At 65.1% G+C, this 20,312-nt stretch carries 8 protein-coding genes; 7 read left to right on the top strand and 1 reads right to left on the bottom strand.

Going from position 1 to position 20,312, the window contains the following annotated elements; all coding sequences use genetic code 11:
• The first annotated feature begins 134 nt into the window (after positions 1-134).
• The 5 genes from ON34_RS30075 to ON34_RS30055 are packed head-to-tail and all read left to right on the top strand — an operon-like array spanning position 135 to position 15,403.
• Positions 135-5,225, top strand: a complete 5,091-nt coding sequence (locus ON34_RS30075; RefSeq protein ID WP_218003951.1) for a DEAD/DEAH box helicase — start codon at positions 135-137, stop codon at positions 5,223-5,225.
• Complete coding sequence (locus tag ON34_RS30070; RefSeq protein ID WP_040785993.1) at positions 5,222-8,038, top strand: DUF8741 domain-containing protein; 2,817 nt, start codon at positions 5,222-5,224, stop codon at positions 8,036-8,038. The genes ON34_RS30075 and ON34_RS30070 overlap by 4 nt, the downstream gene beginning before the upstream one ends.
• A complete protein-coding gene (locus ON34_RS30065; protein ID WP_040786090.1) occupies positions 8,038-11,988 on the top strand; it encodes an Eco57I restriction-modification methylase domain-containing protein in 3,951 nt (1,316 codons plus the stop codon). Before ON34_RS30070 ends, ON34_RS30065 begins: the two co-directional genes overlap by 1 nt.
• A 2-nt stretch (positions 11,989-11,990) precedes the next feature.
• On the top strand, positions 11,991-14,231 hold the full coding sequence (locus tag ON34_RS30060; RefSeq protein ID WP_157172506.1) for an McrB family protein: 2,241 nt from the start codon (positions 11,991-11,993) through the stop codon (positions 14,229-14,231).
• Complete coding sequence (locus ON34_RS30055; protein ID WP_040785991.1) at positions 14,228-15,403, top strand: McrC family protein; 1,176 nt, start codon at positions 14,228-14,230, stop codon at positions 15,401-15,403. Before ON34_RS30060 ends, ON34_RS30055 begins: the two co-directional genes overlap by 4 nt.
• 111 nt (positions 15,404-15,514) lie before the next feature.
• Here ON34_RS30055 and ON34_RS30050 read toward each other — a convergent pair whose 3' ends face one another.
• Complete coding sequence (locus ON34_RS30050; protein ID WP_040785989.1) at positions 15,515-15,973, bottom strand: DUF2510 domain-containing protein; 459 nt, start codon at positions 15,971-15,973, stop codon at positions 15,515-15,517.
• A gap of 582 nt (positions 15,974-16,555) precedes the next feature.
• Here ON34_RS30050 and ON34_RS33940 point away from each other — a divergent pair.
• Complete coding sequence (locus tag ON34_RS33940) at positions 16,556-17,809, top strand: competence protein CoiA family protein (protein ID WP_157172505.1); 1,254 nt, start codon at positions 16,556-16,558, stop codon at positions 17,807-17,809.
• Positions 17,806-20,247: a UvrD-helicase domain-containing protein gene (locus ON34_RS34255; protein WP_157172504.1), complete on the top strand. Its 2,442-nt coding sequence runs from the start codon at positions 17,806-17,808 to the stop codon at positions 20,245-20,247. The genes ON34_RS33940 and ON34_RS34255 overlap by 4 nt, the downstream gene beginning before the upstream one ends.
• The last annotated feature ends 65 nt before the right edge of the window (positions 20,248-20,312 follow it).

The following is a 20,312-nucleotide window of genomic DNA, read 5'->3' as shown; positions in this document are numbered from 1 at the left end:
CTTACCGTGGGACAGGTGACACAACGCACGAGGTCTGGTGGTCGATTTGACGTCGTGGACGTGCCGCCGGAGCTCACTCCCGTAGGGAGCGGGCAATCGCGTTGTCGGAGTGCGCTACTACTCTCTGTGGGGTCTTGGCGTCGGAACAGGGATACGGGGTTGGGGACACGGTGGACGTCTTCGCGGTGCGTGATCGGCTGGTCGGCGATTACCGCCGCTACATCGACGGATTCCTGCGCGTGCGTGACGACGATATCCGCAGGTTGGTCGAGCGCGAGCTCGACGCCGGGTTGCTGTGGCCGGAGCCGTGGTTGTCCCTAAACCCCGCGTTCGCTGAGGGCGGTGACATCCAGCAGTTGGCCGCGGATGAGGTCCTGCATCCGGCGTGCGCTGAGATCTTTCGAGTAGGAGGCCGCTGCCTTCAGTTGCACCAGCACCAGCGGGACGCGGTCACTGCGGCACAAGCTGGTGCGAGTTATGTGCTAACGACGGGCACCGGCTCGGGCAAGAGCTTGTCATACCTGGTTCCGATCGTCGATCACGTGCTCCGCGAAGGCAGCGGTCGTGGTGTCCGCGCGATCGTGGTCTATCCGATGAACGCGCTGGCCAACAGTCAGGAGCTGGAGCTGGCGAAGTTCCTGGGCGATACCGGTCGGCTGGTGACATTCGCCCGGTACACCGGCCAGGAGAGCGACGAGCAGCGGGAGCAGATCCTGCAACATCCGCCGGACGTGCTGCTAACCAACTACGTGATGCTCGATCTACTGTTGACCCGCCCCGATGAGCGCCGCCGGTTGATCGAACAGGCTCGCGAACTGCGGTTTTTGGTACTCGACGAGTTGCACACCTACCGCGGTCGACAGGGTGCGGACGTGGCGATGCTGGTCAGGCGGGTCCGTGACGCCTGCGGTAGCCGATCGGTCCAGTATGTCGGTACCTCTGCGACACTGGCCGGACCAGGCACGCTGGAGCAGCAGCGGGCCGCGATAGCCGAGGTCGCAGAGCGGCTGTTCGGCACACCGGTGGACCCCCAGCATGTGATCGGGGAAACATTGCGCCGGGCCACCCGGAGCGACCCCGACCCGGATGACGACGCTCTGCGTGCCGCTGTTTGGAATGTCGGACGCGCCGAGGATCTGCGCGACGATCCCTTGGCGGCGTGGGCGGAGTCAACCTTCGGCGTGACGACCGTCGATGACCGGCTCGTTCGCCAGCCACCCACCAAGCTGTCCGACGCGGCCACGGAGCTGTCGCGCCGCACGGGGCTGGACGAGACCACGTGCACCGACGCGCTACGGCAGGTGCTGCTGGCCGGTGCAGAACAGCTCGATGACTTCGGCCGTTCTCTCTTCGCGTTCCGGTTGCACCAGTTCATCGGCAAGGGCGACACCGTCTACTGCTCGATCGAGCCTGAAGCCGACCGCTACCTCACGACGCGGTATCAGCTGGCGGTGCCAGGCCGTCCTGACGCCGTCCTCGCGCCTCTGGCGTTCTGCCGGGAATGCGGCCAGGAGTACCTGTCGGTGGTCCGCACGTCAGATGGGTTCCGGCCGCGGCTGCCGGACGACGTGGCGGGTGACCCTCGTGGTGGCTACCTGTACGTCGATACCACGACCCCGTGGCCGTCTGACCTGACCGAGGTGATCGAACGACTCCCTGCCAGCTGGTTGATCGGTCGCCCTGGCGCGGAGCAGGTCGATCCGACCAAGACTGACCATTTGCCGGTTCGCGTGGTGGTGCAGCCGGACGGTCGTGAGGACACGCACGGGCAGGGTGGAGTTCCTGCGGCGTTTGTGTCGGCACCGTTCCGGTTCTGCCTGCGATGCAGGGTGTCCTACGAGTCGGCACGCCAGCAGGACTTCGCGAAGTTGTCCAGCCTCGGCTCGGAAGGCCGAAGCTCGGCGACTACGGTGTTGGCCTCGAGCTTGGTGCGGGCCCTGCGTGAGGAGGATCTGCGCGAGGACGCCCGCAAGGTGCTGTCGTTCACCGACAACCGGCAGGACGCCTCCCTGCAGGCCGGACACTTCAATGACTTCATCCAGGTGGGTCTCCTGCGCAGTGCGTTGTACCGGGCCGTATCCGGGGCCGGTCCGGACGGGTTGCGCCATGACACGATGGCCAGCGCCGTCGTTCGGGCGCTCGGGCTGCCGCGGGACGAGTACGCGCTCCAACCGGACGTGCGGGGCCTTGCGCGGCAGGAGGCCGACCGGGCGCTTCGTGAAGCGGTCGCGTATCGGCTCTATCAGGATCTGCAGCGCGGCTGGCGGATTACGATGCCGAACCTCGAACAGTCCGCGTTGCTCAGGATTGATTACGTCGCGCTGGACGAGGCATGCGCCGATGACGAGATCTGGCGCAGTGGCCTGCTGGCCGACGTGTCGGCCGAGCAGCGCGAGTCGCTGGCGCGTGTGCTGTTGGACGAAATGCGCCGCGCACTGGCGATCCGGGTTGCCGCGTTGACCGCTGACGGATTCGAGGCCGTCCGCAACCTCTCAGACCAGCACTTGCGTGATCCGTGGACGATTGCCGAAGAAGAGCGGTTTCTCGCGGGCCGGGTGTGGCCGCGATCGCGGAGGCAGGACGATACCAGGGGCGACGCGTTCCTGTCCGGTCTGTCGGCCTACGGCCGGTACATGCGCCGCCGGCTCCGCGGAGACGGGCCGCGGATCACCGCGGCCGATACCGAGCTGACCATCGCCGGGATGCTGGACGCACTCGCGCTCTATGGCCTGGTAACCGTCGTTGAAGAGGACCACGGAGACCGTGCATATCAGCTCAATGCGGCAGCGCTGCGCTGGCTGGCCGGGGACGGTGTCACGCGAGCCCCGGATCCTCTGCGTACCGGTCCGGGAGAGACCGGTGCTGCCCCGAACCCGTACTTCGTCGATTTCTACCGCACCCTCGCGGCTGGGCTGACCGGTCTGCGGTCGGCCGAACATACCGCGCAGGTCCCAGCGCCCATCAGGGAGGAGCGTGAGGAAGCGTTCAGGCACGCTGGCCTGCAGGCCCTGTTCTGCTCGCCCACGATGGAGTTGGGTGTCGACATCGCAACCCTCAACGCCGTGGTGCTGCGCAACGTGCCACCGACCCCGGCCAACTACGCGCAGCGCTCCGGCCGCGCCGGCCGCGCCGGGCAACCTGCGATCGTGGTCACCTACTGCACCACCGGTAGCGCGCACGACCAGTACTACTTCCACCGCTCCGAGCGGATGGTCGCCGGTGCCGTCGCCCCGCCCCGCCTCGATCTGGCCAATGCCGACCTCGTGCGTTCCCACATCCACGCCATCTGGCTGGCCGAGACCCGCCAACCACTCGGAAAATCCCTGGTGGAGCTGCTGGATGTCAGCGGTGACGACCCGAGCCTGGAACTCGAGCCCACGGTGCGGCACACCTTGTCCGATCCTGCAGCGGCAGACCGGGCACTGCATCGAGCCCGGCAGGTACTGGGCACTGTCGAAGAGATCGCCGACGCGCCGTGGTTCGACGAGGACTGGATCCGCCGCACCGTCGAGAACGCCGTCGAGGAGTTCGACCGCGCCTGTGACCGATGGCGGGAGGCATTCCGGGCAGCGCGTTCCGAGATGGCGGCCGCGAACCGAGTGCTCACCGACGCCGCCGCCTCAGCAGACGCCGTCAACAGCGCCAGGGCACATTACCTGGAAGCCGCTACAAAGCTGAACCTGCTGCGCAACGAGTCTGACGAGCTGGGCTACAGCGACTTCTACAGCTACCGCTACTTCGCCACCGAAGGCTTTCTGCCCGGCTACTCATTCCCTCGGTTGCCCGTCTCGGCGTTCATCCCGGCACGGGCGGGAGGCCGCCGCCGCGAGGGCGATTACCTGTCCCGTCCGCGGTTCCTGGCGATCAGCGAGTTCGGGCCCGGTGCCTTCGTCTACCACGAGGGGGCCCGCTACGAGGTGGTGAAGGTGTCACTGCCGAGCCGCGGTGACGCCGACGGCCGACTGGCGCTGGAACGAGCCAAGCGGTGCGAGTACTGCGGCACGCTATGGAATGACTCCGACGACCACTGCGACATCTGCAGTGTCGACCTCGGGGCATCGATCCCGAACTTGCTGCGGATGACCACCGCGACCACCCGCCGCCGCGAGCGGATCTCCTCCGACGAGGAAGAACGCCGCCGCCAAGGCTTTGACTTGGTCACCGCGGTCGGGCTGCCGACCAGTGGCCCCGATGCCCGACGAGAAGCGCGGGTCGTAGCCGCAGACGGACGCGAGCTCGCCCGGCTCACCTACGCCGACACCGCCACCATCCGCCGGATGAACATCGGCCTGCGGCGCCGAGCACCCGGCACGCCCGACGGCTACTTCATCAACCCCACCACCGGGCGCTGGGAGCCACGCCCCCAGCGCAACCGCCAAGGCCGCGCCACCGCGGCGGCCGGTGCGCCGCCCGAGCTGGTGATCCCGTTCGTCGAAGACCGCCGCAACACTCTGGTCGTGCACTGGTCGGACCAGGTATCCCCGGAGCGCCTGGCCACCCTGCAGTGGGCGCTCAAACGCGGCATCCAGGCCGCGTTCGACCTCGAGGACAACGAACTGGCCGCCGAAGCACTGCCCAACAATCGGGAACGACGCCGCATCCTGCTCTATGAATCCGCCGAGGGCGGTGCCGGCGTGCTGCGCAACCTCGTCGCCGGCGAGCACTACGACCTCGGCCTGGTCGCGCGTGAAGCGCTCGATATCCTGCACTTCGACCAGAACGGTCACGACCGCGGCTCCGCCCAACCGGGCACCGAACGCTGCGAACGGGCCTGCTACGACTGCCTGCTGTCGTACGGCAACCAGCCCGACCACCTCCTGCTGGACCGCCATTCGATCGTCACAATGCTGCGAGACCTCGCCGACGCCACCACCGTCCCGGCACTACCGGCACCGGGCGTCGCCTCGCCTGACACACCCTCCAATGGTGTGGTGAGCGACCATCCGTTCATCGGCCTACTGCGCGCCAAGGGCGCACGGCTCCCGGACGCCGTCGACGTGCTCGTCGAAGAAGCACAAGCCCGCCCGCACTTCGTCTACAACCTGGACGCTGGACGGTACGGGGTCTTCATCGACGACGGCCACAACGATCCCCTTACCGACGAGGACGCCGAGGAACGGCTACTGGCCCGCCCCCGATGGCACGCGCTGCGACTCCGACAAGGCGAGGACTGGGCCGCGGTCATTGACAGAATGCCGACCGTTTTCGGAGGTGGACGCTCGTGAGCTGGGCAGCTGGGTCCCTGGTACGCGCCCGTGGCCGGGAATGGGTCGTGCTGCCCGACAGCACCCACGACCTGCTTCTTCTGCGGCCCCTGGGCGGGGGCGTGGACGACATCGCCGGAGTCCTCCCGGACCTCGAACCGGTCGAATCCGCGACCTTCGCGCCACCGGACCCCGACGACCTCGGCGACGCGGTGAGCGCCCGACTGCTGCGCAGCGCGCTACGACTGGGCTTCCGGTCCAGCGGCGGTCCCTTCCGCAGCCTGGCGCAAATCGCCGTGAGCCCGCGCTCCTACCAGCTGGTCCCGCTGCTGATGGCGCTGCGCATGCGCACGGTCCGGCTCCTGATCGCCGACGCCGTCGGCGTCGGCAAGACCATCGAAGCCGGCCTCATCGTCGCCGAGCTGCTCGCCCAGGGCAGCGTCGACCGGTTCACCGTCATGTGCAGCCCTGCCCTGGCCCCCCAGTGGCAACGGGAGCTGGCCGACAAGTTCGGACTCGACGCTGAATTGGTCCTCCCATCCACCGCCGGACGTCTGGAACGCGACCTACCCGCCGGAGAATCGCTGTTCGAGCGCTACCCGTACACGGTGGTGTCCACCGACTTCATCAAGTCATCACGGCGCGCGGACGAGTTCATCCGAGCCTGCCCCGGCCTGGTGATCGTCGACGAAGCCCACACCTGCGTCGGTGCCGCTGATGGCCGCACCGCCCGCGCCAGCCAGCAGCGCTACACGCTGCTGTCCCGCCTCGCCGCCGATCCCGGCCGGCACCTGTTGCTGCTCACCGCAACCCCACACAGCGGCAAGCCGGAAGCGTTCCGGGCACTGCTCGGGCTACTGGACAAATCCCTCGCGGAGTTGCCCGACGACTTGTCCGGCGACGCACGCCGCCGCGACCGCGAACGCATCGCCCGTCACGTCGTGCAACGCCAGCGCGGCGACATCAAGACCTACCTCGACGAAGACACCCCATTCCCCAACCGCATCCCGGTGGAGGCCACTTACCGCCTGACACCGGACTACCGCAAGCTGTTCGACCAGGTCTTGCGCTACGCCCGCGAGACCGTGCGCGACACGGCCGGAGGCCGGGTGAGCCAGCGGGTCCGCTGGTGGTCGATCCTCGCGCTGTTGCGGGCGATGGCCTCCTCACCCGCTGCAGCCGCCGCGACACTGCGCAACCGCAGCGGCGAGGATGACGTGACCACCGTCGAGGAAGCCGACATCCTTGGCCAAGCCGGAGTCCTCGATCTCCCCGACGAAGACGAAGCCGTCGATGGCCGCGACACCACCGCCGGGGCGCTACCCGCGGAAGACACACCGCGGGCTCGTCTGCTGCGGCTGGCTAAGGACGCCGACCGTCTGCGCGGCGCCAAGGACGCGAAGCTCAAGAAGGGCATCGAGCTCGTCCGCGACCGGGTAGAAGCGGGCGACGCCATCGTGGTGTTCTGCCGCTACATCGCCACCGCCGAGTACGTGGGAACCGCACTGCGCCAGGCACTGCCGGACGTCGAAGTCGCCTGGGTCACCGGCGCCCAGCCACCGGAGGAACGCGAACGCCGCGTCGCCGAACTCGGCAAAGCCGAGCGCCGCATCCTGGTGGCCACCGACTGCCTGTCCGAAGGGGTCAACCTGCAAGACCACTTCAATGCGGTCCTGCACTACGACCTGTCGTGGAACCCCACCCGCCAGGAACAGCGCGAAGGCCGCGTTGACCGATTCGGACAACGCGCCCCTGACGTGCACGCGATCACCTACTACGGCGAAGACAACGGCATCGACGGTCTCGTGCTGGATGTGTTGCTGCGCCGCCACCGCGCCATCCAAGCCGACACCGGGGTTGCCGTTCCCGTCCCGCAAGACAGCGACGCCGTCCTGACCGCCGTGTTGGAAGGCGTACTGCGGGCCGAGACCGGCGGCCAACTCCAGCTGGAAGGTGTCGAGGAAACTGCCCGCACCGATCTACATCAGCGGTGGGACGACGCAGCGCAACGCGAGAAACGCTCGCGCAGCCTATTCGCCCAGGAACAGATCAAACCCTTCGACGTCTCACGCGAGGTCGACGCTGTGCGCGCTGCCCTCGGCGGTCCGGCCGAGACTGAGACCTTCGTAGTGGACGCACTCACCTCCTTGCGGGCCACTCTGACGACCACGTCCGACGGGTACACCGCCGCGCTGGATGGACTGCCACCCCCACTGCGGGAAGAACTCAGTGACACCACCGATCTCCTGCTCGTGCGAACCCCGCCCGCCCCGGAAGGTGGAGCGGTCTTGGCCCGAACCGATCCCACCATTGAAACCCTCGCCCGCTACGTCCTCGACACCGCACTTGATCCCGAAGCAGGCACCGACCGACCGGCCAGGCGCTGTGGAGTCCTCCTCACCAACGCCGTCGACACCCGCACCACCCTGCTCCTGCTGCGATACCGCCTACACCTCACACTGCCCACCACTACCGAACGCCGCTCGATGGTCGTGGAAGAAGCTCGGCTACTCGCTTACCGCGGCACTGCCAACACGCCCGAATGGCTGCCCGACAATGAAGTCACCGCCCTACTGGACGCCCGTCCCGCCGGCAACATTCCCCGCGACCTCGCCGCCGAAGACATCCGCCGCGTCCAGGCGCGCCTGGACCGCCTCACGTCCCACCTGGACGACGAGGGAGACCGGCTAGCCACCGAACTCCTCGCCAGCCATCGCCGAGTGCGAGAAGCCGCTGGCAGCACCGGCGAACTCATCCGTCGAGGTCTCACCGTGACCGCCCAACGCCCCGCCGACATCCTCGGCGTCTACCTCTACCTGCCTGCGGGGACATGATGCGCGCCCACACCATCAGCACTATCCGAACCGTCGGTGGCCTGCTGCCGCCCGAAACCCTCGAAGCCATCACCGCTGGCGAGCTCGACGGACTCAGACCCAGCACCTACGGCCTCGCCGAATCCGAAACCGTACGCGAAGCAGCCAACCGCTCCTGGGAGCGACTGCGCAGCACCTGGCTGGCCTTTCGGCGTACGGTGCCCCCCGGCGAGGACAACGGCCACCAGATCGAAACCACCCGCTCCCAATGGCTGCGAGTCCTGTTCGACGAACTCGGCTACGGCCGCCTTCCCGCAGTGCCCGCAGGCGGGCTTGCTGTCGGCGACGCCAGCTATCCGGTGAGCCATCTGTGGCAGCGGACCCCGCTGCACCTGCTCGGAGTCGGCGTAGACCTCGACCACCGCACGGCAGGCGTGGCCGGTGCCGCGCGGCAAGCACCACACTCCATGCTGCAAGAATTCCTCAACCGCTCTCCAGACCACCTGTGGGGCATCCTTACCAACGGCCTCGAACTGCGACTGCTGCGAGACTCCGCCGCACTCGTCCGCCAGGCATACGTCCAGTTCGACCTCGCCGGAATGTTCGACGGTGAGGTATTCGCCGACTTCACCGTGATGTGGCAGCTCTGCCATGCCAGTCGCGTGGAACCGCAGCCGGATCCATCAGCCGCACCTAGCACCTGCTGGCTGGAACGCTGGCGAGAGGACTCCACGACCCGCGGAACTCGAGCCCTGAAGCGACTCTCCGCTGGAGTCAGGAAGGCCCTGAACATCCTCGGCGCGGGGTTCCTTTCCGCAACGCCTGCACTTCGGGAACAACTCCGCCAGGGCAGCCTTACCCCACGTGACTACCACCGGCTTGTACTGCGGGTGGTCTACCAACTGCTCGTCCTATTCGTCGCCGAAGACCGCAACCTCCTCCACCACGATCAAGCCACCCCCGAACAACGCCGCCGCTACGCCCAACACTTCTCCACCGATCGACTGCGCCTCAAGGCACAACGCCGCCACACCATCGAACGCCACACTGACCAGTGGACCGCACTGCGCCTCATCACACGCGGCCTCGGCAATGAAGGCGGGCTGCCGGCACTCGGCCTCCCTGGACTCGGCGGCATCTACGACAGCGGTTCGCTCGGTCCCCTAGAAGACGCCAACCTGGCAAACCGCGACCTCCTCGCCGCCGTCCGGGCCCTATCACTCACACGCGACGAGACTGGCATGGCCCGAGGAGTGGACTACCGCAACCTGGGCGCCGAAGAACTCGGCAGCGTCTACGAATCACTCCTTGAACTCGTCCCAGACTACGACGCCCAGACAGGTCATTACGCTCTCGACATCGCGGCAGGGAACGATCGCAAGAAGACCGGTTCCTACTACACCCCTTCGGAGCTCGTCGACGTCCTGCTCGACGAGAGCCTAAAACCTGTTCTTGACGAAGCCGCGAAATCTTCCGATCCGAAGGCTGCGCTCCTTGCCATCACGATCTGTGACCCGGCTTGTGGTTCGGGGCATTTCCTCGTGGCAGCTGGACGACGCATCGCGCGACGGCTTGCTGAGTATCGCACCGGTGAGGCCGAGCCTCCCGAACCTGCACTTCGAGACGCCATGCGCGACGTCATCAGCCACTGCCTGTACGGCGTCGACCTCAATCCACTAGCCGTCGAGCTCGCGAAGGTAGCACTATGGCTCGAAGCTCTCGAACCGGGTCGCCCTCTGTCGTTCCTTGACGCTCATATCAAAGTGGGTAACGCTCTCCTCGGTGCCACACCTGACATCGTTGAGAACGGAATTCCCGAAGCTGCCTTCACCGTGCTGACCGGCGATGACTCTGCGACCGTGTCCAAGCGCAAGAGTCGAAACCGGGAAGAAACTATCCATTCGAACCAGGCGGAACTCTTCTTCGAGGAACCCGCCAGCGACTTCGGCAAGGCGTTTCAGGAACTGACTAATGCGCCTGAACGCACGCTCGCGGAAGTGCGCGCCAAAGCCGCTGCATGGCAAGAGGCCGAAGCCAATCCAGCACTTGAGCGAGCGCGACTAACGTCCGATGCATGGTGCGCTGTCTTCGTATGGCACCATGCCATTAACAGGCCGCCAGGTTTGACAGCGGGCGATATTCGGCGAATTATAGATCACGGAGCTGCTGGGATTACTCGGCAGCAACTCGCCGAGGTGCAACGCCTCAGCGCAGAGTATCAGTTCTTCCACTGGCATCTAGAGTTCCCCGATGTATTCCCCGGAGGATTTACCTGCATAGTCGGGAATCCCCCCTGGGAACAGATGGAACTCCAGGAGAAGCAATACTTCGCAGTAAGCGCACCAGAAATTGCCGCAGCGCCGACTGCGGCGGCACGCAAAAAACTGGTCGCAGCCCTTGCCGCTGAACGCCCAGCACTGTGGAAACAGTATCTTACCGACCTCCGACTCATTGAGACCGAGAATCGACTTATCCGCGCAAGCGGGCGTTACCCACTCACGGCACGCGGGCGCATCAATACTTATGCCCTCTTTGCCGAGTTGGGCGTCTCAATGACAGCCAGCCGTGGCCGAGCCGGCATGGTCCTACAGACGGCCATAGCGACAGGGGACACGACCGCTCCATTCTTTCGCCGACTGATCGAGGCGAAGGTTCTTGCCGTCTTTTTTGACTTCGAGAACGAAGCCAAGATATTCCCAGACGTTCACAACCAATTTCGATTCGCAGTGCTCGTGGCCACCGGCGGCACTGTGGTACCACAAGCATCCTTCGCGTTCTCGGTCCGCCATATCCACGAGCTGTCAAGTCGGCGATTTGATGTAACACCAAGCGAGATCTTGCAGGTTAATCCCAATAGCGGAACAAGCCCAATCTTTCGCACACGCCGTGACGCGGAGATCACCATTGCCATACATTCTCGCCTGCCGATCCTTTGGAGGGAGAGCGAGAAGGGCGGTAATCATTGGATGGTTATGCCCGCACAGGGCCTGTTCAACATGGCGTCTGACTCGAACCTTTTTCACAGCGAGTCGGTCCTACGTCAGCAAGGCTGGAAGGTCGACGGGTCCTCTTTTATTCGAGGCAGTGATCGAATGCTTCCGCTGTACGAAGCGAAGATGACGCACTACTACGATCACCGTTTCTCGACTTACGAGGGCGCAACCCAGGCTCAATTGAATAAAGGGACTCTCCCAAGGCTAACGCCTGCGCAACACGACGATCCTCTAGAGACTCCCTGGCCTCGACACTGGGTCGCCGACGCCGACGTCACCCAGGCACTCCTGCAACTGTCTCAACGACTTGGACAACAATGGAATCATGACTGGCTACTGGGATGGCGTGATACAGCCAGGTCCGTGGACGAGCGGACGATGATCGTCTCAGTCATTCCGCGAGCGGCGGTCGGCCACAAGTTTCTACTCGCCCTTCCTGGTAAGGGATCGCCCGCGTGCCTACAGGCCAATTTGTCCACACTTGTGCTCGACTATTGCGTCCGACAAAAGCATGCGGGCGCATCCCTCAGCTATCAAACCGTTAAGCAACTTCCAGTCTTGACCCCGTCGATGTATGAAGCGACCGTACCGTGGCAAGCAGAAGCGGATACAACGCTGGAAAGGTGGATTACCGCCCGAGTACTTGAGTTGTCGTACACTGCGTGGGACCTCCAGTCATACGCACGCGATCTCGGTGACACTGGATCTCCATTCAGGTGGGCCGAGGAGCGACGGGCGCAATTGAGAGCCGAGCTGGATGCCGCTTACATGCACCTCTATGGGCTCAACAGGAGCGACACCGAGCACGTCATCGACTCGTTCTTTGTGCTGCGCAAGAACGAGGAGCGAAATTACGGCGAGTTCCGTACAAGACGGCTGGTTCTCGCAGCGTACGACGCAATGGCCGAAGGTCAGTTCGTCAGCCCGCTCGATCCCGCTCCTGGGCAGGGACATCGCCATCCGGACCGGAGGTCGTAACGGTGCCTTACCAGAACAGTCGCTTGTACGCTGCCGCTCAGCGCGTCATCGTTGCTGGCCTCGCCAACGATGACTCCGCCTTCACCCCGGGCCGTCCAGTGTGGACAGCTCCATCTGCTAACGACCTCCTTCAGCGATTCGTCAACGCGCCGGAACTCGGCGCCGCCAGCTTTACCGAGAAGCTTGGACGCCAGCTCGGTGACGCTCCGCAAGAGACGATTCAACTTGCGGCCGAACTGGTGTACTTGCACCTGCTCGCTCCGAACGACTTCGGCGGCATGGCGAAACGCGACCTCCTGTTGACAGTCTTGGCGCTGGCTCCCGAGTCGATCCAGTTGCCAGCGGAATTCGACGCAGCGCTGGATACCGGGTTCGGCCGTGCTGGTACGGCTTACCGCACGTACCGCGATCGGCAACTCGCCTGGCTTGTTCGGTTCGTCGTGGCGTGGAAGGCGCTCCCACCGGACGTCCGACAGAATGCGCTTACTGACCCGTGGGCGTTCCGCAACGTCGCCGACTCCATCCCGGTAAACAGCGCGTACAGCCAGCGCAACGTCCTACTGCATCTGGCGTTTCCCGACACCTTCGAACGCATCGTGTCCCGCCGTCACAAACAACTAATTGTCGAAAGACTCGCCGACGACCTGTCGGACCTGACCGGCGACGAAGACCGCGACCTCGCTGCACTGCGGGCCAAGCTCGAACGTCAACGTGGCGACCATATCGACTTTTACGACAGCGACATCGAGAGACGCTGGCGCCCACGCGTGGCCTCCGGCGACGGTGAACTGGAACTACGGGGCTGGCTCGTGCGAGGAGCCAATGTGCACGGCCGCAACATGGTCCCCGAGTGGCTGGCCGAAGGTTACTGCTCGCTCGCGTACCCCGACCTTGGCGAACTACTGGCCGGACGTACCCGCTCGCAGATCGACGCTCAGCTCGCAGAAAAGCAGCCGGACCTCACGAGCAAGCAGCGCTCCCTCCATGTCGGCGTGCTCGACCGGTTCCTCAACAAGATGCAACCCGGCGACATCATCGCGACCGTCGACGGCACGAAGGTCTATGTCGGTACGGTCACTGGCCCGGCGACCTGGATCGAAACACCCGAGCACCTGAGCAGCCGCCGACGCCCGGTCCACTGGGCCAACGCCGACGCTCCCTTCACCCGGGACCAGCTCACCACCGAGACCAGGGACCGGCTCTCCGGGCAGATGACCGTCAGCGCCCTCGGTGCCCAGGTCGCAGAGTTCGCCGCGCTGGCCGGAATTGACCCCGACCTCGACCCGACCGAGGACACCCCTGAACCGCCGGTCAGTGAGCCGGTCGTGCTGCCCGAGCCCACTACCGAACTTGCCGCCGAGCTGTTCGTCGACCTCGACTGGCTGTCCGAGACAGTAGACCTGTTGCGGGAGAAGAAGCAGATCATCCTGTACGGACCGCCAGGAACCGGCAAGACCTACCTGGCGCAAGAGCTGGCTCAGTTTCTCACCGAGCAGACCGGTGGCGAACATCGTCTCGTCCAGTTTCACCCGTCCTACTCTTACGAGGACTTCTTCGAAGGCTTCCGCCCGCAGCGCGGCACCACACCCGGCACCGTGGCCTTCGAGTTGGAAGACGGACCGCTGAAGCTGCTCGTCAACGAAGCCAACAAGGACGTCACCCGCGCCTACGTGCTGATCATCGACGAGATCAACCGCGCCAACCTCGCCAAGGTCTTCGGCGAGCTCTACTTCCTCCTGGAGTACCGCAACCGCTCCGTGCAGTTGCAGTACTCGCCGACCGAGGACTTCCGGCTACCACCGAACCTCTACCTCATCGGCACCATGAACACCGCCGACCGGTCGATCGCCCTTGTCGACTCAGCCATGCGACGACGGTTCTCCTGGCAGGGACTGTTCCCCGGCGAACCCCCCGTCGCCGACATGCTGCGCCGCTGGCTCCACGCACACGGCCTACCAGCTGATCGTGCCGACCTGCTGGACGCTCTTAACGACCGCGTCGCCGATCGCGACGCCGCCATCGGTCCCTCGTACCTGATGAACCCGCGCGTCGGCACCGACACAGGGCTCGCCCGCATCTGGAAACACCACATCATGCCGCTTCTGGAAGAACGGCACATCGGCGATAACGTCGACCTCCACGCCCTCTACGGCCTTGACGCCCTCCGCAACGGCACTACCTCGCGTACCGGGCCGCGCGCGGATTACGTACCAGAGGAGGAGATCGGCGAGCCACCGGCGTGAGGCGTCTGACCCTGCCCGAACACCAAGCCCGAGCGTTCAGCCCGATCGCCCGGTCCATCGCCGACGGGCTCACCGCCACCGGAGCGGTCAAAGTCAGCGCAGACCTGGAGGGCCGCACCGTACTCAAGGCGTCGTCGTACGTCGGCGTGCTTCGATGCGGTGAGATCGAACTTCGCGTCACCCCGAAGATCGGGATCCACCGGCTGCTGTGGCTCCTCGGCCACGCCCAGGATCCCAACGGCTGGCGCGACGACGACATCGTGGACCTCGCTACTGTCGACGACCTCGTCACCGCGGTGGCCGTGTCCTTCCACGCCGCAACCCGCCGAGCCCTCTCCCACGGAGTCCTCCAGGGCTACCGCACCGTCGAAGAAGCGCTTCCGCTCCTGCGTGGCCGCCTGCGCGAAGCCAACCAGCTCCGCCAGCGCCTCGGCCTCGCCGTGCCTCTTGAAGTCCGCTACGACGACTACACCGTCGACATCCCCGAGAACCGCGTCCTGCTCACCGCCGCTCGCCGGCTGCTCCGTGTTCCGGGCCTGCCGCTGGCAACACATGCCGGTCTTCGTCAACTGCTGACCACCCTGGCTGACGTCACTCCGCTGGTCGCCGGGGACACGCCGCCCGACACCCCGCCGACCAGGCTGACACGCCACTACCAACCGGCACTCCGACTGGCTCGTATCGTTCTCGCCGGACGAAGCCTCGATCAGCCACCCGGCTCCACCGCGGCCAGCGGATTCCTCTTTGACCTCAACAAGGCATTCGAAGACTGGCTCACCATCACGCTGCGCCGCGCACTCGAACCCTACGGAGGCCGGCTGCGCGACCAGTACCCCAGTCATCTCGATACGATGCGGCAACTCCGCATCCGACCCGACCTCGTCTGGGAACGGCACGCTCGACCTGCTGCCGTCCTTGACGCCAAATACAAGAGGGTGAAGGACGACGATCGGCCCTACGCCGACCTCTACCAGATGCTCGCCTACTGCACCGCCCTCGGCGTACCCGAAGGGCACCTCGTATACGCCTCGGGGGACGCACCCAGCTCCCACACCGTGCGCGAGGCCGGCACCAAACTCCGTACCTGGGTACTTGACCTCGCTCAGCCCACGGAACACATCCTTGAGCAAGCCGGCCGCATTGCGAACGCGGTAGCCGCCACGATCGTCTGAATGATCGAAGTCGTGAGCCGACACGCCGCCAAGATGCGTGCCTACGAGCCACGCGGGTGCACAATGACCAGTTAGCCTCCACCGGGATGAACGGTTGCCGCCGATGACGCGTCACATCAACATCGCACCGACGCGGTAGGCGACCACGTCCGACAGTGGATGACGGTATCGGTAGATACCGATCTCCTGGAGTACCTGTTTCTCTTGGGTGTTGATCACCTGCATGCGCACACTTTCCAGGCGCGCCTGCTCGGCTGTGATCTGCGCGGCGAGTTGCTCACGGTAGCGCTGAAGCTCGGCGACCTCGAGGCCACCCATGCTGGCCAACTCGGCTCGCAGCCTTTGGATCTCGGCCAAAGCATCGGCCAGATCATGAGATTGGCGCTTCGCATAGGCACGAGTGCCGAACATCGGCACCTTCGCAACCGGGGCCACGCCCCGCGGGGGCTGTGCAGCAACGTCTGCCGCTGGGGCGGGTACCGGGTCGCCGGTCCAGTCCACGCCGTTCCAGTACCTGAGAAAGCCTGGATTCTGCGGGTCTGGATACCAATTCGCGGGCGCGGAGCTCATGATCTTCCCCCTTACTGCAGTCGCCCTTTCGAGAATGCCATCACCGACCCGCGCCGCACGACCAAAGCGCACGATTGCGGGCGTTGTCAGTGCGGTCGTCGTACGGGTCGTGGCGTTCGACACCACGGCGCTGGCGGGCGACGCGGGTCGTTCTATGGCTTCGCGCCGGCGACTTCGAACCCCTCGCCGCGCGACGCACCTCCGCGAGAGCGGGTATTGCCGGGCTGAGTCGGTAGTCGAGACCTCACCTGGCCTTGGGGCCGGAGCGCGAAGTCACGCGCTGGTGTGGGCCGTCCTCTCTGGGCAGTCGAGTCCGCCGGTCGACATACATTCCGGACCGCCGTAGTATCGGTGTGGGTCGCATGTAGTCATAACCTGAACCCTGAAACTTTCCGGCGCTCAATGTAACTGAAAATTTTCTAGAGCGACGAGCTCTCCTGTACTGATCTTCGAGCCGGACCACCTAACGCATCCTGAGTCGAATAGCGCGGCCCCGCCAGCGCTTCCCGCAGCGTGTGCTGCTGGGAGGCGGTCGCCTATTCCCCGAAGGGTATTACCGAGGTGGGTACCTCCAGCAATCTGATGGTGGCGCTGGACACGCTGCGCCATCGATATGTCTGCGCCCCAACCGATCCCGGAGATCTTCGCCTCGAAGATCTCCGGGCCCACGGCTACACCGGTGATCGAACACTGGTGTGCGCGCTGTGCTACGCGGGAGTCGGCGCACCTCCGGGCACTGTGGTGCCGATGGTGGTGAAAGGCCGGGTCGGCGGTGTGCGCCGACCGCACTTCGCGCATCCAGCGGGTCGTGGGCCTGTGGGCGGTGCGCATGATCCGGAATCGGTGTGGCATTTGATCAGCAAGACCGTTCTGGCGGAGTGGTCGCGAACCCAGCCGGGCGTCATCGACGTCCGCACCGAGGTATGGCTGCCCAACCGTGAGCGGCGATGCGATGTGCAGGTGGTGTTCGCCGACGGCAACCGAGTCGTGCTCGAGGCACAACGTTCGCCCGTGACCGATGCGGATTGGAGCCGCCGCCACCGCGACTACGTAGACAACGGCGTCGTCGATGCCTGGCTATGGCACCCGGACAGTCCTCTCCCGTGGGTCGTCCTCGCCGATACCGACCACCCCCAGCAGATGTGGCTGTTCGATCCCTGGGAACCGGAAATCACGCTACTGGTCGGCGCACCGCACACGCGCCCACACCCCGCAGCCGGGCCCGCGGTGGTCGACCGTGTCGAGCACCTGCCACCGTGTATCGGCGATGATCTGCGGCCCTACCGGTTTGCGCTGCATGACATCGCGTTGACCCCGGCCGGCGTGCAAGTACCGGTCAGCCTGCAAACACGATTGGCTGCGGCGGCCGAGCAGGAGCGCCAGCGCATCCTCGCCGTCACGCGCGAAGGCGGACGGACTCGCCAGCGGTCCGAGTCATTTGAGATCGTGATCAGCACGACGGAGCTGAAGCGGGCTATCGGCGAGAAAGTTTCCCCTGCAAGGGAATCCGTCGATCCCGCCGCACAGGCCCAGCTCGACTGGCTCGCACTCCAAAACGCTGTGATGGCGGCCGGACACGACATCGATTGCCGCGACGCCCCCAACCTGCCCCTGCCGCCGACCAAGCCGTGCACAGTGCGCTGTACGCGCTGCGCTGCAGTGATCCCACCAACTCTGGAACCCGAGGCCGTCGCGCGGTGCCCGCGACGGCATCGGGCTACCGAAGCCGCGGCGTCGGTCGAGCCCCGTATCGGTGTCAGTGGTGTGGGTTATCTTGAGGCTTCGGCAGATCCCACCGGGCTGTCATGGGGTGGATCGTTGAGGAGGGGCGCGTGACCGTCGATACCGTCGTGGACCTGGCCTTGTCCTGGGGTATTCGCGACTGCACCGTCGCAGTGGACCGATTCACCCAGCCCGGCTGGTCATACGAGGAGACCCTGCTGCTGGCGTGCCCGAGCCAACACACGACAGTGCATGTCGCGCGGAAGCCATTCGAGCGCAACGGGAAACAGCTGCGCTACGTGGCGTTGATCTGTCCCGGCTGCGCCCATGCGTACCAGATGGCCGATCTCGGATTCACCACGTACGCAGAGGTGCGAAACGCCTCCCGAGGACGCGGACCCCACCTTGGCGCATCAGGAGCCGGCCAACCCCGCACCCCAGCTTCCACGGCCTCGCCGCGACCGAAGCACCAACCAACCGTGGAACAGCAGGACGTCATCGATACTGCTCGGGCGGGGAAGAATCTGATCGTGCAGGCCGGAGCCGGCGCAGGTAAGACGAGCACCCTGGAGATGGTCGGCCACGCGTTGAGCGGCCAGACGGTCGCCTACATCGCCTACAACCGCGTAACCAAAGACGAAGCCAGAACACGCTTCCCACGCCATGTCCACTGCTACACCTCCCATGGCCTGGCAGGCGACTATCTGAAGCGCTACCGCGACCGCCTGAACAATGCCCAACGCCAGCGGGCCGACGACCAAGCTCGCATTTTGGGCATCACCCAGCACATCCCGCTCGCCTCCACCGTGTTACTGCCACGCGACCTGGCGCGGATGGCGATGGAGACCGTGACCAGATACTGCCACTCCGCGCACACCGACATCGGGTCCCAGCACGTGCCTGCGCAAGTCGGCATCAGCACAGAAGAACTCGCCTACCTCGCCGACGCGGTGGTGCCATATGCCCAGCGCGCGTGGGCGGACATCCGAAACATCAACGGCAAGTTGAAATTCGAACACGACCACTATTTCAAGATGTGGGCACTGAGCAACCCCCGGTTGCGTTTCGACGTCATCATGCTCGACGAGGCCCAAGACACCAACCCCGCCCTCGCAGCGGTCATCGCCGCCCAGGACGCCCAGCAAATCCTGGTCGGCGATTCCAACCAGCAGTTGTACTCCTGGCGCGGCGCTGTCGACGCGCTCAAGAACTGGGACAACGCCGACGAGCATCTGACGCTGCGCCAGTCCTGGCGCTTCGGTCCGGCGATTGCCAACGAGGCCAACCTCTGGCTGGCCATGCTCGGCACCGATTTGAGGGTCCTCGGCAGCCCGCACCTGGCATCGACCGTCGGACGCGTCAAACGCCCCCATGCCATCCTGTGCCGCACCAATGCCGAAGCGATAAAACAAGTCATCGACATCCTGCAAACCGGGCAACGCCCGGCACTGGTCGGTGGTGGCGGCCCGATCAAACACCTCGCGGAGGCGGCGCGGCAGCTCAAAAACGGTCAGCCCCCAAGCCACCGCGAACTGTTCGCCTTCCGAACCTGGGCAGATCTGCAGGACTACGCCGAAAACGACGGCAAAGATCTCAAACCCTTCGTCGATCTCATCGACGAACACGGTGTCGAGGAGATCCTCGGCACCATCGAGCAACTCGCCGACAGCGAAGACGAGGCCGACGTCGTCGTATCCACTGCCCACAAAAGCAAAGGCAGAGAATGGGACACCGTCGCCATCGCCGAAGACTTCCGCGAACCCGCACCCGATGACGACGGCAACCCCACCCCGATACCGGCGGCCGATGCCATGCTCGCCTACGTCGCCGTCACCCGAGCAAAACAACGCCTCGATCTCGCAGGACTCGAATGGATCTACGACTACCTCAAAGACGTGGCCACCGCCGCCCGCCGGCAAACACACCAGACCCCCTCACCCCCACCACGACAGTCAGCTCCCCCGGTGCAGATCTTCCCGACCAGAGTCCATGGCCGGAGCGCACTGGTCACCAACGCGTTGATCGACCACCTGCAACGGTATGCAGGGCTGGTCACAGACCGCATAGAAGCACACGACTTGACGGGCAAGACCAGCGGTTACACCGTGCTCGTCTGCCACCATCAGAGGCACCCCGTCGTCACCGTCGCAACCACGGGACTGCGATTGTGCATGCCCGCCGACACCGAAATCGTGGTCACCGCCTACAACGACCAACTCGACCTCGCCCGCGCCCTGCTGGAACGAATCGCAATGACAATCCTCGTCCAACCCGGCAGCCTCGAACCCGGCCACCAACTGGTCAGCACCACACCCATTGTCGGCGGCACCGATATCCACGGTGTACTCGCCGCAGACCATCCCTACTTCAGCACCGCGTTCACCACCGTTCACGACGCGATCGGCAACGAACTCATCCAGCTGAGAACCCTGCTACCGCTCGTAGGCCAGGAGGTCGAATACACCCACCGCCACGGTGCACAAACCATGATCAACAAATGGCTGCGGACCGACACCCAGCTACCCGATCTGACCCGTGGCAACATCGTATGACCAGCAATGCGCGCCAGGACCAGACGCCGACGACCAGTCGCGCCAGAGCCTAGCGGTGTCCCGAT

It is taken from the genome of Nocardia pneumoniae NBRC 100136, assembly GCF_000308755.1.
Taxonomy (GTDB): Bacteria; Actinomycetota; Actinomycetes; order Mycobacteriales; family Mycobacteriaceae; genus Nocardia; species Nocardia pneumoniae.
This window is presented reverse-complemented; position numbering and strand designations above follow the sequence as displayed.